We start from the raw sequence: 14,722 nt of genomic DNA on the forward strand, positions 1-14,722 counted from the left end.
TGAGGCGCGGGTTGCTCCAGCGCCTTTTATCCTGGGAGAGCCTGCCCACGATCACCGGGACGGTAATCGTGGGTCGCGTTCAGGTTCGATCCCTGAGCAGCAGTGGCTTGAGGAAGTAGCCGGTGTGCGACTGGGCCATCTCGGCCACGTCTTCCGGCGTACCGGTGGCGATGATCATGCCGCCCTTGGAACCGCCCTCGGGGCCGAGATCGATCAGCCAGTCGGCGGTCTTGATCACGTCCAGGTTGTGCTCGATCACCACCACGGTGTTGCCGTGGTCGCGCAGGCGGTGCAGCACGTCGAGCAGTTGCTGGATGTCGGCGAAGTGCAGGCCGGTGGTTGGTTCGTCGAGGATGTACAGGGTCTTGCCGGTGTCGCGCTTGGACAGCTCGCGGCTCAGCTTGACCCGCTGCGCCTCACCGCCCGAGAGGGTGGTCGCCGACTGGCCCAGCTTGATGTACGACAGGCCGACGTCCATCAGCGTCTGCAGCTTGCGCGCCAGCGCCGGCACCGCGTCGAAGAACTCGCGGGCTTCCTCGATGGTCATCTCCAGCACCTCGTGGATGCTCTTGCCCTTGTACTTGATCTCCAGGGTTTCGCGGTTGTAGCGCTTGCTCTTGCACACGTCGCACGGCACGTAGATGTCCGGCAGGAAGTGCATCTCCACCTTGATCAGGCCGTCGCCCTGGCAGGCTTCGCAGCGTCCGCCCTTGACGTTGAAGGAGAAGCGCCCGGCGCCGTAACCACGCGAGCGCGATTCGGGTACGCCGGCGAACAACTCGCGGATCGGGGTGAACAGGCCGGTGTAGGTTGCCGGGTTCGAGCGTGGCGTGCGGCCGATCGGGCTCTGGTCGATGTCGACCACCTTGTCCAGGTACTGCAGGCCGTCGATGCTGTCGTGGGCGGCGGCTTCCAGGGTGGTCGAGCCGTTCAGCGCGGTGGCGGCGAGCGGGAACAGGGTGTTGTTGATCAGCGTCGACTTGCCCGAGCCGGACACGCCGGTGACGCAGGTGAGCAGGCCGATTGGAATGTCCAGATCAACGTTGCACAGGTTGTTGCCGCGCGCGCCCTTGATCTTCAGCGACAGCTTCTTGTTGCGTGGCGTGCGCTGCGCCGGATAGCGGATTTTCTCGCGGCCGGAGAGGTACTTGCCGGTCAGCGAGTTCGGGTGGGCCATGACTTCGGCGGCGGTGCCTTCGGCGACGATGCGGCCACCGTGTACGCCGGCACCAGGGCCGATATCGACCACGTAGTCGGCCATGCGGATGGCGTCTTCGTCGTGCTCGACCACGATCACCGTGTTACCGATGTCGCGCAGGTGGCGCAGGGTGCCGAGCAGGCGCTCGTTGTCGCGCTGGTGCAGGCCGATGCTCGGTTCGTCGAGGATGTACATGACGCCCACCAGGCCGGCGCCGATCTGGCTGGCCAGGCGGATACGCTGCGCCTCGCCGCCAGACAGGGTGTCGGCGCTGCGGTCGAGGGTCAGGTAGTCGAGGCCGACGTTGACCAGGAACTGCAGGCGCTCGCGAATTTCCTTGAGGATCTTGTCGGCGATCTCGCCGCGTCGACCGGTGAGGCTGAGGCCGCCGAAATAATCGGTGGCATCGCCAATCGGCAGACCGGTGACCGCCGGCAGGGTCTTGTCGCCGACCCACACGTGGCGCGCTTCACGGCGCAGGCGTGTGCCACGGCAGTCCGGGCACGGCTGGGTGCTGAGGAACTTGGCCAGCTCCTCGCGCACGCTGACCGACTCGGTCTCGCGGTAGCGCCGCTCCAGGTTGGGCACGATGCCTTCGAACGGGTGCGCGCGCTTGACGATGTCGCCGCGGTCATTGAGGTAACGGAACTCGACGTTCTCTTTACCGCTGCCGCTCAGCAGCACCTGTTGGGTGCTCGCCTCCAGTTGGCCGAAAGGCACTTCCAGGCTGAAGCCATAGTGCGCGGCCAGCGAGCCAAGCATCTGGAAGTAATAGACGTTGCGTCGATCCCAGCCGCGTATCGCGCCTTCGGCCAGGGTCAGCTCGCCATTGACCAGGCGGCGGGTGTCGAAGAACTGCTTAACGCCCAGGCCGTCACAGGTCGGGCAGGCGCCGGCCGGGTTGTTGAAGGAGAACAGCTTGGGTTCCAGCTCGCTGATCGAATGGCCGCACACCGGGCAGGCGAAGCGCGCGGAGAAGATGATGTCCTCATCCGGTTCGCCCGGCTTCTTGTCATCTTCGTCGGGGAGCGGCGCGACCAGGGCCAGACCATCGGCCAGCTTGAGCGCGGTCTCGAAGGATTCGGCCAGGCGTTGCTGCAGGTCGCTGCGCACCTTGAAACGGTCCACCACCACGTCGATGGAGTGCTTCTTCTGTTTATCCAGCTTGGGCAGCTCGTCCAGTTCGTAGAGCTTGCCGTTGACCCGTGCCCGGACGAAACCTTGCGCGCGCAGTTCCTCGAACACCGAGAGGTGCTCGCCCTTGCGTTCGCGGATCACTGGCGCGAGCAGCATCAGCTTGCTGCCTTCGGGCAGGGCCAGCACCTGGTCGACCATCTGGCTGACGGTCTGCGCTTCCAGCGGCAGGTCGTGGTCCGGGCAGCGCGGAATACCGACGCGGGCGTAGAGCAGGCGCAGGTAGTCGTAGATTTCGGTGATGGTGCCGACGGTCGAACGTGGGTTGTGCGAGGTCGACTTCTGCTCGATGGAGATCGCCGGCGACAGGCCCTCGATGGTGTCGACGTCAGGCTTTTCCATCATCGACAGGAACTGCCGCGCGTAGGCCGACAGCGATTCGACGTAGCGGCGCTGGCCCTCGGCGTAGAGCGTGTCGAAGGCCAGGGACGACTTGCCGGAGCCGGACAGACCGGTGATCACGATCAGTTTGTCGCGGGGCAATGTCAGGTCGATGTTCTTCAGGTTATGGGTTCTAGCCCCACGAATCAGGATCTTGTCCAAGACGGCCTCGCATGGCGGGCGGAAAACCAACGAGTATACGGCTCGCGGCGGGTGTGCGGCAAAGCGACGCTGCTGTGCCGTCGGGGGTTGGACTGCTAGAATCGCCGCCGGTTTTAGTTGCTTCAGGTTTTGACGATGCATGATTCGCATAGCGAGCGCATGAGCGCGGGTGAGACCCGTGCGGCGGGTGGTCTCGCCCTGGTGTTTGCTTTCCGCATGCTCGGCATGTTCATGGTGCTGCCGGTGCTGGCGACCTATGGTATGGACCTGGCGGGTGCCACCCCGGCGCTGATCGGCCTCGCCATCGGTGCCTATGGCCTGACCCAGGCGGTCTTGCAGATTCCATTCGGCATTCTTTCCGACCGTATTGGCCGCCTGCCGGTTATTTATGTCGGCCTGCTGATCTTTGCCGCCGGTGCGGCGCTGGCGGCCAACGCCGACTCGATCTGGGGCGTGATCGCCGGCCGGGTGCTGCAAGGCGCCGGGGCGATTTCCGCCGCAGTGATGGCGCTGCTCTCCGACCTCACCCGTGAGCAACACCGGACCAAGGCCATGGCCATGATCGGCATGAGTATCGGCCTGTCGTTCGCCGTGGCCATGGTGGTCGGCCCGCTGCTGACTCGTGCCTATGGTTTGGCGGGATTGTTCTGGGCCACCACCGGCATGGCGCTGCTCGGCATCCTGATCATCGCCACCCTGGTGCCGCGTGCGCCGCGTGCCTTGCAGCACCGCGAGTCCGGCGTGGCGCGCCAGGCGCTGCTGCCGACCTTGCGCAACGTCGAGTTGCTGCGCCTGAATGCCGGCATCTTCGTGCTGCACGCCATTCTCATGGCCAGCTTCGTTGCCTTGCCGCTGGCACTGGTGGAGCAGGGCGGGCTGGTCAAGGAAGAGCACTGGTGGGTGTACCTCAGTGCGCTGCTGATCGGTTTCTTCGGCATGGTGCCGTTCATCATCTATGCCGAGAAGAAGCGCCGCATGAAGCGCGTGCTGACCGGCGCGGTGCTGGTGCTGCTGCTGTGCGAACTGTTCTTCTGGCTGTTCGGTCACGGCCTGCGTGCCCTGGTGTTCGGCATCGTGGTGTTCTTCACCGCGTTCAACCTGCTGGAGGCCTCGCTGCCCTCACTGATCAGCAAGGTTTCGCCGGCGGGCGGCAAGGGCACGGCCATGGGCGTGTACTCCACCAGCCAGTTCCTTGGCGCGGCGCTGGGCGGCATCCTCGGCGGCTGGCTGTACCAGCACGGCAGCCTGGGCGCGGTCTTCGTCGGATGTGCAGTGCTCGCCCTTTTCTGGGTTTTTATAGCTGCTACTATGCACGAGCCGCCCTACGTAACCAGTCTGCGCCGGCCGCTCAGCCCAACAGCGCTGGCGGACAGTGGACTGGCAGAGCGCCTGCTATCCATCCCCGGTGTCAGCGATGCCGTGGTGGTGGCCGAAGAAGCGGCGCTGTACATCAAAGTGGACACCCAACAATTGGATCGTGCGTTGCTCGAGCGGGAACTCGAAGAGGCGCCGGTTACGCATTCAGCTTAGGAGAACGAAATGGCCCGTGGGGTAAACAAAGTCATTCTGATCGGTAACGTCGGCGGCGATCCGGAAACCCGTTATCTGCCCAATGGCAATGCGGTGACCAACATCACCCTGGCCACTACCGATAGCTGGAAAGACAAGCAGACCGGTCAGCAGCAGGACCGTACCGAATGGCACCGCATCGTGTTCTTCGGCAAGCTGGCCGAGATCGCCGGCGAGTACCTGCGCAAGGGCGGCCAGTGCTACATCGAGGGGCGCCTGCAGACTCGCGAGTGGGAGAAGGACGGCGTCAAGCGCTACACCACCGAGATCGTGGTCGACATGAATGGCACCCTGCAACTGCTGGGCGGCCGTGGTGGCAATAGCGAAGGCGGTGGCGAGTACGCGCCGCGTCAGCAGCAGTCGCGTCCGGCGCCGCAACAGTCGGCCCCGCAGCAGCGCCCGGCTCCGCAGCCAGCCGCCCAGCAGCAGCCGGCACCTGACTACGACAGCTTCGACGACGACATCCCGTTCTGACGTCCCAGCTGGTGCGTGACCCCAAAACCCCCGAGGCCAGTGCCTCGGGGGTTTTTCATTGGGGCTTCAGAAAATGTAGTCGGTGGTCAGGAAGCTGGAGTGGCGGTTGCGGATGATCTCGCTGATCAGTTCCTTGTTGCTGTCCTGGAAGCGGGTGGCCACCAGGGTGCGGATGGAGAACACGCGCAGGGCGTCATGCACCGAGAGCGTGCCCTCGGCGGAGTTCTTGCGGCCATTGAACGGGTAGGTGTCCGGGCCGCGCTGGCACTGGGCGTTGATGTTGATACGCCCGACCTGGTTGGCGAACACGTCGACCAGCCGGCCGATCTGCTCCGGATCGCGCCCGAAGAGGCTCAGTTGCTGGCCGAAGTCGGACTGCAGGACATAGTCGATCACGCTGTCGATATCGCGATAAGGCACCACCGGGATCACCGGGCCGAACTGCTCCTCCTGGTAGACACGCATCTGCGGCGTGACCGGGTACAGCACTGCCGGCTGGAAGAAGCTCTCGTAGACCTGGCCGCCGCCTTCGTTGACCACCTGCGCGCCCTTGGCCAGGGCATCGTTGACCAGCTCCTGCAGGTAGCCGGTCTTGCCGGGTTCCGGCAGCGGTGTCAGCGCCACGCCGGGCTCCCAGGGCATGCCGGCCTTGAGTGCGCCGACCTTGCGGTTGAAGGCCGTCAGGAAGTCGTCAACCACATCCTCATGGACGAACAGGATCTTCAGCGCCGTGCAGCGCTGGCCATTGAACGACAGGGCGCCGGTGACGGCTTCGCTGACCGCATTGTCGAGGTCGGCATCCGGCAGCACGATGCCGGGGTTCTTGGCGTCGAGGCCGAGCACGGCGCGTAGGCGATGCGGGCGTGGATGCAGCTTCTTCAGGTCGCTGGCGCCCTTGTTGGTGCCGATGAAGGCGAAGATATCGACCTTGCCGGACGCCATCAGCGCGCCAACGGTTTCGCGGCCACTGCCATAGATGACGTTGATCACGCCAGCCGGGAAGCTGTCGCGGAAGGCTTCGAGCAGCGGGCGAATCAGCAGTACACCGAACTTGGCCGGTTTGAAGACCACGGTGTTGCCCATGATCAGCGCCGGGATCAGGGTGGTGAAGGTCTCGTTGAGCGGGTAATTGTAGGGGCCCATGCACAGGGCCACGCCCAGCGGCACCCGGCGGATCTGGCCGAGGGTGTCCTGCTCGAGCTCGAAGCGGCTGGAGCGACGGTCCAGGGTCTTGAGGGCATTGATGGTGTCGACGATGTAGTCGCAGGTCCGGTCGAACTCTTTCTCGGCATCCTTGAGGTTCTTGCCGATCTCCCACATCAGTAGGTTGACCACCGCGCTGCGCTGCTGGCGCATGCGGGCCAGAAAGGTTTCCACATGCTGGATACGCTCACCGACGCGCAGGTTCGGCCACTGACCGCGGCCGTTGTCATACGCAGCCACGGCTGCATCCAGAGCTTGCAGGGCTGTTGCGGCATCCATCTGCGGGGTGCTGCCGAGAATCGTCTGGCGCAGGCTATCGCCGTCACGCAGGAAGATCGGGCTGCGCACGCTGGCCAGTGGGCCGTTCCAGATGCGCAGTTCACCGTTGAGCAGGTACTCGCGCTGTTCGGTCGGGCCGGCCAGTCGATACTGCTCGGGAATGTCGTGGGCGGTAGGAAACAGGGTGAGGGTGTTCATCTGTGCTCTCCGGGGCTGCGCAGGCACGGCCTGCAGGCTGACGATCAGGTCGAGGCGCGCGTGGTCACCCGAGTAGAGCACGGCTGCAGTTGCCCGTCAGTCACTCTGGTGGTGTCAAGGGCAGGGCTGGCAAGCGGCGGACCGGGTGCTGCGCGGTGCCATCAACAACGCAGCATGTATGCCATCTCGTTATTTTTATGTTGGTTTATGTGTTTTTATCTGCCTATACGGGCGTTATTTTGTGGATAATTAGTGGGATAGTGGTTTCTAGCTGCTATGCACTGTGGCGGGTCTATCTGAAAACCTCGGAAAAATACCGACAGGCACCGGCATGCTTACGAAGAATTCAGGTGCGCGAGATTACCCTGAGTAAAAAAGTAGCACTTTGTGCCGTCATGGGGCGCACGGTAGCGAGAGGTGCTGCCTAGCTGGGCGCGGGAGATAACCGAGGGTGTTTACAGGCTGCCCGATTGATTTTCCGGCTGCCACGGCGCTGGCGCCTTTCGCGTCCTGTCTCGGGCCATTGTCATCTGGCAGTGCTCGGCTAACGCTGGAAAACATTCTGTGGATTAAGTGCGATTAATGGGATTTTTATGACTGAATAATGTTTGTTATATCCACAAACAAACATTTTACCTCAGTATTGGCATGCCAAATGCTGCCTTTGTGGGGCATAAAGGTCAGCAAGACCTGAGTAAACGGGCAATGTAATGAATGATCTGATCTCGAACGCCAGCCAGACCTACGACGTAGCCGTCGTGGGCGGCGGCGTAGTCGGTTGCGCCATGGCGCGACGCTTCACGCTGGAGGGGGCGAAGGTCCTCCTACTGGAGAAGAGCCCCGATATTCTGGCCGGGGCCAGCAAAGGCAACAGCGCGATTCTGCATACCGGGTTCGATGCCCCCACTGGCAGCCTGGAACTGGCGTGCATGCAGGAGGGGTACCACGAGTACCTGGAAATTCATAAGAAGATGAACCTGCCGCTGTTGCGCACCGGCGCGATGGTCGTGGCCTGGAGCGAGGAAGACCTGGCCCGGCTGGCCGGCATCGTGCAGCAGGCCCACGACAATGGCGTGGCCGATGTGCGCCTGATCGAACGCCGAGAGATTCGGGCTCTGGAGCCGGGGCTTTCTGCGGATGCGCTGGCGGCCGTGGAAGTCCCCGGCGAGTTCCTCATCGACCCCTGGTCGGCGCCATTGGGCTATCTGCAGCAGGCCCTGCTGGCCGGTGCCGAGGCGCGCTTCGGCGCGCAGGTCGAGGGCGGCCACTTCGATGGCCAGGCCTGGGACCTGCAGACCACCGCTGGTTCAGTACGAGCAACCACGGTCATCAACTGCGCGGGCCTGTTCGGTGATCGCCTCGAAGAGCAACTGCTGGGCGAAAGCAGCTTCAGCATTCACCCGCGCAAGGGCCAGTTCGTGGTGTTCGACAAGGCCGCTGCACGCTTGCTCAATACCATCATCCTGCCGGTGCCGAACGAGCGCACCAAGGGCATCGTGCTGACCCGCACCATCTTCGGCAACCTGCTGGTCGGGCCGACTGCCGAGGAGCAGGATGATCGCCTGCATGCCGGTCTCGATGGCGATACCCTTGCACAACTGGTGGAGGCCGCCGTGGCGCGCATCCCGGGGCTGGACGGCATGCCGATCACCGCGACCTACGCCGGTTTGCGCCCGGCCAGCGACAAGAAGGAATACCGCGTGCGGCAGATGGCCGAGCGCAACTGGATCAGCGTTGGCGGGATTCGCTCCACCGGCCTGACCGCTGCCCTGGGGATTGCCCGTCATGTCTTCAGGCTCTATGGCCGCAGCCACCGGGCGATTGCCCCGGCTGACCTGCGCTGGCCGCAGATGCCCAACCTGGCCGAGCACCTGCCGCGCGACTACCAGCGGCCCGGCTATGGCGAGATCGTCTGCCACTGCGAAATGGTCACCCAGCGTGAAATCGAGAACGCGCTGCAGGGGCCGTTGCCGGCCGGTGACCTGGGCGGCCTCAAGCGTCGCACGCGGGCCTGCATGGGGCGTTGCCAGGGATTTTATTGCGGCGCACGCGTTGCCGAATTGAGTGCCGGTCATCTGGCCATTCCGCTTGCCACAGGGGCCTGCCATGACCAGCGTTGAGATCGAACATGTAGACGTCGTGATCATCGGCGCCGGGCCGGCGGGGCTTTCCGCCGCCATCGAACTGCGCCGCCAGGGCGTGGAGCGCGTGCTGGTGATCGAGCGCGAGCCGGAAGCCGGCGGTATTCCCCGCCACTGCAGCCATCCCCCCTTTGGTTTTTGGGAGTACGGGCGGATTCTCAGCGGTCCCGCCTATGCGCGGCGCAATGTGCAGGAGGCGCAGCGCGCCGGTGTCGAGATCCGTGTCCGGCACACGGTGACCCGGCTGCGTACGGCCGGTCGCCTCGACCTGGTCAGCCCGGCTGGCGTGGCGCAGATCCAGGCGCGGCGCGTGCTGATCGCCACAGGCGCGCGTGAGATGCCACGCTCGGCCCGGCTGGTGGGGGGAGATCGGCCTGTCGGCGTTATCAACACCGGTGCCTTGCAGTCCTATTTGTACCTGGAGCACCTGAAACCCTTCGAGCGTCCGCTTATCGTCGGGACCGAGCTGGTCAGCCTGTCCTCGGTGCTCAGTTGCCGCCGTGCCGGTATTCGCCCAGTGGCGATGATCGAGCGCAATGCCCGCGCCACGGCGCGTTGGCCGCTGTCGCTGTTCCCGCGCCTGTGTGGCGTGCCGATGCACTTCGGCGCGGAGCTGCTCGAGGTGCACGGCACCGGGCGCGTGGAAGCGGCCAGTGTACGGATGGCCGATGGCAGCATTCAGCGCTTCGACTGCGATGGCGTACTGCTGACCGGGCGTTTCGTGCCGGAATCGAGCCTGGCGCGCGTGAGTGATCTGCGTGTCGACCCGCTGAGTGGCGGACCGACCATCGACCAATATGGGCGTTGTTCCGACCCGGCCTATTTCGCCGCTGGCAACCTGCTGCGGCCGATCGAGACTGCCGGCTGGTCGTACCGCGAGGGCCGCAAGATCGCCCGCCTGCTGGCTCGTGACCTGCGTGGCGAGTTGCCGGCCAGTGGCTTGTCCATGGAGATTCGCTGCAAGGGCGGGCTCAAGCTCTGCGTGCCGCAACGCCTGGCACCGTCGGGCCCGCAAGGGCTGGAGCACTTGCAACTGCGGGTGAATGAAGCCACCTCCGGGCGCCTGGTGGTGCGTGCCGATGGCCAGGAAATCTGGTCGCGCGCGCAATCCTGCCTGCCCGAGCGGCGCCTGCTGATTCCCCTTGCCGGCCTGCCGATTCCCGCCGGTACCCAGCACCTCGAAGTCGATTTCGTTGGCCATTGAGCACAGACTCTGCCAACAGGAGACCCCCATGCGAATCGCCGCGTTAGATCAAGGCACCACCAGCACCCGCGTACTGGTCGTGACCTCCAATGGCAGTGCCGACATCCAGCTCGCTCTGCGTCATCAGCAGCATCACCCGCAACCGGGCTGGGTCGAGCATGACCCGCTGGAGCTGCTGAACAACCTGCAGCGCTGCCTGGAAGCGACCGGCAAGGTCGACGCCATCGGCCTGGCCAACCAGGGCGAAAGCTGCCTGGCCTGGGATGCGCGCAGTGGCGAGCCGCTGTCGCCGGTCATCGTCTGGCAGGACAACCGCACCGCTGCGCGCATCGAAACGCTGCGCGAGCAGGGGGGCGAAAGCCTGACCCTGGAGCGCGCCGGCCTGCCGCTGGACCCCTATTTTTCCGCCGCCAAACTGGCCTGGATTCTCGAAAACCTGCCGGCTGCCCAGCAGGCACATCAGGCCGGACGGCTGCGCATGGGCACCACCGATGCCTACTTTCTCGACCGCCTGACCGGGGTGTTCGCCACCGATGTCACCACGGCTTCGCGTACCTCGCTGATGAACCTGGCGACCGGCCAGTGGGACCCGGAGCTGTGTGCCCTGTTTGGCGTACCGCTGGAAACGCTGCCGGAAATCCGCGACACCGTGGGCTTCTTCGGTGAGGTCGGTGCGACGCCGGTCACGGCCGCCATCGTCGACCAGCAGGCCGCGTTGTATGGCCATGGCTGTCGTAATCCCGGCGAAGCGAAGATCACCTTCGGCACCGGTGCATTCGCGCTGACGCTGAGTGGTGAGCAGATCATCCGCGCGCCGGACAAGGGGCTGTTGGCGACCATCGCCTGGCAGATTGATGGCAAGCCGCAATACGCGATGGATGGCGGCGTCTATGACGCCAGCTCGGCGGTGGAGTGGGCTGGGCGTCTGGGGCTGTTCAGCGACTTCTCCGAACTGGCGGCCTTCGACGAGCCGCCGGCGATCTCGCGCAAGTTGGCGTTCGTGCCGGCGTTGTCCGGCCTGGCGTGCCCGCACTGGGACCGCAGCGCCGCGGGTATGTGGCTGGGCATGAACAGCAGTACACGCAAGGAGGATCTCTGCCAGGCGTTGCTCGAAGGGGTGGCGTTGCGCAGTGCGGAAGTCATCGCCGCGATGGATGGATTCCTCAACGTGACCGATCGCCTGTCCATCGACGGCGGCCTGGCGCGCAGCCCGTATTTCGCCCAGTTCCTGGCCGATGCCCTGCAGCGCTGCATCGTCACCCAGCGCTTCGATGAGCTGACCGCGTTCGGCTGTGCATCGTTGGCCGCACGGGGGCTGGGCCTGGAGCTGAAACCGCCGCGCAATACCAGTACCGAGTTCCGGCCCAAGGTGTCGGCCGACGTGGCACTGCAGTGGCGTGAGACTTTTGCCGATGCGGTGAAGCGCTGTCGTAGCTGGCGCTAGGTGCTGTGCGAGAAGTGCCTGCGTATCGGTGATGCGTCGTTTAGAAACGGGTTCGGAATGCTCATTTACAGCTCGTAAACTCCGCGTCCTCCCCCGTTTTTGCCTCGCCTAGCCGTCGCTCGACGACTTTTCGTGCAGCACTTGGGGCAGGCGGCACGCAGCTGTTCTGCGTTGTCGCCAAGGGCGAGCGACGCGGGTCGGTAGCTGTGTTGCCAGGCCTCTTGGGTTTTCCCCTTGGAGGCCTCTAGCACGCCATATTGAGCCAGTCTTTCCTGAGAATTCCGGGCAAACTATACCGGCCTGGCGGGCAATCCGTCGGGCCGCTGTCTGTCATGGGCTTGCCCGTATGCCCATGCCATGTGATGTGAATACGAGGCCAATCCATAGGAGCCGCAATGCCGGTCACCATCATTTCCCGACTCACGCTCGGGATCGTGCTTACCTTGCTGATCACTTCAGCGCTGATCTACGCCGTCATGGTCGTTGGCGGTGAACCCAAGCTGGTGGAATCTGCCACCCGCAGCACCGAACAATCGGCCATCGCCATCTCGCGCCAGTTGTCGATCAAGTTGACGGCGATGGCCGGCCGCACCGCGGCCATCGCCAGCCTGGGCGAGACGCTGCCCACCGATACCCGGATGGCGAAGGAAAACCTGGAGCCGATCATCGATGCCAGTGGTGACGCGTCGGTAGCCGGTGGCGGTCTGTGGCCCGAGCCGGGTGCGTTCACCCCCGGCGTCGATCTGCGCAGTCTTTACTGGTCGCGCAATGGCCAGGGCAAGCTGGTCTATTCCGATGAGAACAACGACCCCGAGGCTCCGGCCTACCAGACGCTCGATTGGTACAACAAGGGGCGCCAGGCGCCGCGGGGCCAGTGCGGTTGGTCCGATGTCTACCAGGACCCGGTCAGCAAGGTGCTGATGGTGACCTGCTCGGTTGCCTATCAGCGTGATGGGCACTTTGCCGGGGTCGCCACGCTGGACCTGGCGCTCGATGGCGTGGCGGACTTTCTCAAGGAGAACGGCAACGTCACCGGGGGCTATGCCTTCGCGATGGATGCGGCCGGCAACGTGCTGTATTTCCCGGGTACGCCGGCCTTTCCATCAGCCGCTGACGAGACGGGGCTGGTACGCGTGCACCCCTGGTTCCAGGCGGTGTCCGACTGGCGGCACAGTGCTGCAAGCAGCCGTGTGCTGCAGGTGGCGCACGACGAACTGTTCGGCACGCCGGCCTTCGTCAGCCTGGTGCGCGAGCCGACTACGGGCTGGGTGATCGGCCTGGTCACGCCGCAGGAGGCGGTCACGGGCATTGCGGGTACGCTGACCCGCGACATTCTGCTGATCCTGATTCCCTGCCTGGCGTTGATCTTCGCGCTGGCCTGGTTCGCCGGCCGTACCCTGCTGGCGCAACTCAACGAAACCACCCGGCAGATCCAGAACCTGGGCAATGCCAGTGGCGGTCATGGCAGCGAATTGCATGTCAGCCGGCCCGACGAGATCGGTCACCTGCGCCAGGCCGTCAACCTCTATGCCGGCAGCCTGCGCGGCATGCTGGCGGATATCGGCGAAGAGTCCCAGCGGCTGCTGCAGCAGGCGGCGGATGTGTCGCGCCTGGCGGGCGTAATGGCCGTGCGCGCCGACCAGCAGCGCGAGAACAACAGCCTGCTGGCCACGGCGGTTACCGAAATGGCCTCCAGCGCCCAGGAGGTGGCACGCAATACCAGCGATTGCTCGACCACCGCCGGCGAGTCGCTGGTTACCGCGCGCGAGAGCCAGGAACACCTGGAAGAGAACACCCTGACCATCGAATCCCTGAACCAGAACATCGGCAGCGTGGCCCAGGCCATCGCCAACCTGGGCAACGACATCGAGTCGGTCAGTGGTGTGCTGGACGTGATCTCGTCGATCTCTTCGCAGACCAACCTGCTGGCGCTGAATGCGGCCATCGAGGCGGCGCGGGCCGGCGAGCAGGGGCGGGGTTTCGCGGTGGTCGCCGATGAGGTGCGGACCCTGGCGGGACGCACCCAGGCTTCGGCCGACCAGATCCACGGGATGATCGGCGAGCTGCGCCAGGCCTCGGTGCATGCGGTCAACACCATGGTCGCCGGCGAGGAGCGCACGCGTACCGTCGCGCAGCAGGCGAGGTCACTGGATGCCTCGCTGAGCGAGACCATCGTGGGCTTCGAGGATATCGTCCAGCGTGCCCAGCAGATTGCCGTGGCAGCACAGGAGCAGAGCCACGTGACCCAGGAAATCCACGAGCTGGCGGTACGCATCCATGGCGCGGGTGAGGAGAGTGCGCGCGATGCGGCAACCTTGAACGACCTCAGCCAGGGCATGCAGGCATTGTCGCAACGCCTGAGTGCCATGAGCCGTTCGCAGTAGGCACTGTGCCGGGCCGCATGGTTGCGGCCCGGCGTCAGCCGTTACCAGTCGCCGCGCGACAGGGCCGGGGCCTCATGCACCTCGACATGGGCCGCCGCCAGGGCTTCGGCCAGCTCGCCCATGGGCTTGCGGTCGATGATCAGGCGGTCGATGCGCTCCAGCGGGAAGACCTGGAACAGGGCGCGGCGGCCGAGCTTGGATGAGTCGGCGATGACCGTCAGGTAGCGGGTGCGGGCGATCATCGCGCGGGCGATTTCGGCTTCTTCGATGGAGAAGTCGAAGGCGCCATCCGGGCTCAGTGCGCCGATGGTCACTACCGCATGCTCGGCGTTGAAACGGGCGATCTGCTCCATGGCCAATGGGCCGGTGTTCTGCGCCGACTCGGGACGGTACTCGCCACCGATCATGAACACCCGGTTGCCGCTGGCGCCAATGCTCGCGGCGATCTGCAGGGAGTTGGTGATCACCGTGATGCGGTTGAGGCGCGCCAGCTCGCGGGCGAAGAACAGGGTGGTGGTGCCAGTGTCGATCAGCAGGCTGTCGCCGGGCGAATACAGGCCGGCGGCATAGCGGGCGACGGCGCGCTTCTCGCTGGCGAACTCGTTCATGCGGGTCTGGAAGGCGTTCTCATGCTCGCCGCTGGGCGGCAGTGAGGCGCCGCCGTGGAACTTGGTGACCTGGCCGTTTTCTGCCAGCTCGGCAAGGTCGCGGCGGATGGTTTCCTGCGAGGTGCCGAGCAGGCGCGCCAGTTCGTCGACCGAGATGCGCTCGCGCTGGCGCAGCAGTTCAAGAATGTGTTGTCTTCTCTCGTTTGGGCGCATGTCGTTGCCTCTTCGTTACCTGAATGCCACAAAAAAGCGCGTGCGTGTTACCGGGCCACACCTTTGTCGT

Annotated in this window: 9 protein-coding genes and 1 pseudogene; 7 read left to right on the forward strand and 3 right to left on the reverse strand. The window is 64.8% G+C overall.

Translation table 11 applies throughout. From position 1 onward, the window contains the following. Positions 1-79: 79 nt before the first annotated feature. The gene (uvrA, locus tag ACWPW0_RS03060) at positions 80-2,935 is read right to left on the reverse strand and encodes an excinuclease ABC subunit UvrA (RefSeq protein ID WP_454254387.1); all 2,856 of its coding nucleotides are present in this window, start codon (positions 2,933-2,935) and stop codon (positions 80-82) included. A gap of 135 nt (positions 2,936-3,070) precedes the next feature. Between uvrA and ACWPW0_RS03065 the strand changes: the two genes are divergently transcribed. Both ACWPW0_RS03065 and ACWPW0_RS03070 read left to right on the forward strand, forming a co-directional pair. Continuing rightward, positions 3,071-4,465: an MFS transporter gene (locus tag ACWPW0_RS03065; protein ID WP_447588893.1), complete on the forward strand. Its 1,395-nt coding sequence runs from the start codon at positions 3,071-3,073 to the stop codon at positions 4,463-4,465. Between the two features lie 9 nt (positions 4,466-4,474). Beyond that, positions 4,475-4,978 (forward strand): single-stranded DNA-binding protein, encoded by a 504-nt coding sequence (locus ACWPW0_RS03070; protein WP_173203066.1) that lies wholly within the window; start codon positions 4,475-4,477, stop codon positions 4,976-4,978. A gap of 66 nt (positions 4,979-5,044) precedes the next feature. Here ACWPW0_RS03070 and ACWPW0_RS03075 read toward each other — a convergent pair whose 3' ends face one another. Then, positions 5,045-6,658, reverse strand: a complete 1,614-nt coding sequence (locus tag ACWPW0_RS03075; RefSeq protein WP_454254388.1) for an NADP-dependent glyceraldehyde-3-phosphate dehydrogenase — start codon at positions 6,656-6,658, stop codon at positions 5,045-5,047. A 710-nt stretch (positions 6,659-7,368) separates the two neighbouring features. Here ACWPW0_RS03075 and ACWPW0_RS03080 point away from each other — a divergent pair. From ACWPW0_RS03080 to ACWPW0_RS03100, 5 genes and pseudogenes are all read left to right on the forward strand, one after another. Continuing rightward, positions 7,369-8,778 carry an FAD-dependent oxidoreductase gene (locus tag ACWPW0_RS03080; protein ID WP_454254389.1) on the forward strand — a complete coding sequence of 470 codons (1,410 nt, stop codon included), beginning with the start codon at positions 7,369-7,371 and terminating at the stop codon, positions 8,776-8,778. Continuing rightward, positions 8,765-10,003, forward strand: coding sequence for an NAD(P)/FAD-dependent oxidoreductase (locus ACWPW0_RS03085; protein WP_454254390.1), 1,239 nt, complete (start codon positions 8,765-8,767; stop codon positions 10,001-10,003). The genes ACWPW0_RS03080 and ACWPW0_RS03085 overlap by 14 nt, the downstream gene beginning before the upstream one ends. Positions 10,004-10,031: 28 nt before the next feature. Then, positions 10,032-11,447 carry an FGGY-family carbohydrate kinase gene (locus ACWPW0_RS03090; protein WP_447588900.1) on the forward strand — a complete coding sequence of 472 codons (1,416 nt, stop codon included), beginning with the start codon at positions 10,032-10,034 and terminating at the stop codon, positions 11,445-11,447. A 638-nt stretch (positions 11,448-12,085) separates the two neighbouring features. After that, positions 12,086-12,433 (forward strand): annotated as a pseudogene (locus ACWPW0_RS03095) (cache domain-containing protein); the annotation flags it as partial. Between the two features lie 66 nt (positions 12,434-12,499). Beyond that, positions 12,500-13,831, forward strand: coding sequence for a methyl-accepting chemotaxis protein (locus tag ACWPW0_RS03100; RefSeq protein WP_454256687.1), 1,332 nt, complete (start codon positions 12,500-12,502; stop codon positions 13,829-13,831). A gap of 41 nt (positions 13,832-13,872) precedes the next feature. On the opposite strand, the gene ACWPW0_RS03105 is transcribed toward ACWPW0_RS03100, so the two are convergent. Further along, the gene (locus tag ACWPW0_RS03105) at positions 13,873-14,652 is read right to left on the reverse strand and encodes a DeoR/GlpR family DNA-binding transcription regulator (RefSeq protein ID WP_447588904.1); all 780 of its coding nucleotides are present in this window, start codon (positions 14,650-14,652) and stop codon (positions 13,873-13,875) included. Positions 14,653-14,722 lie beyond the last annotated feature (70 nt).

The organism is Pseudomonas sp. Marseille-Q8238 (assembly GCF_965111915.1).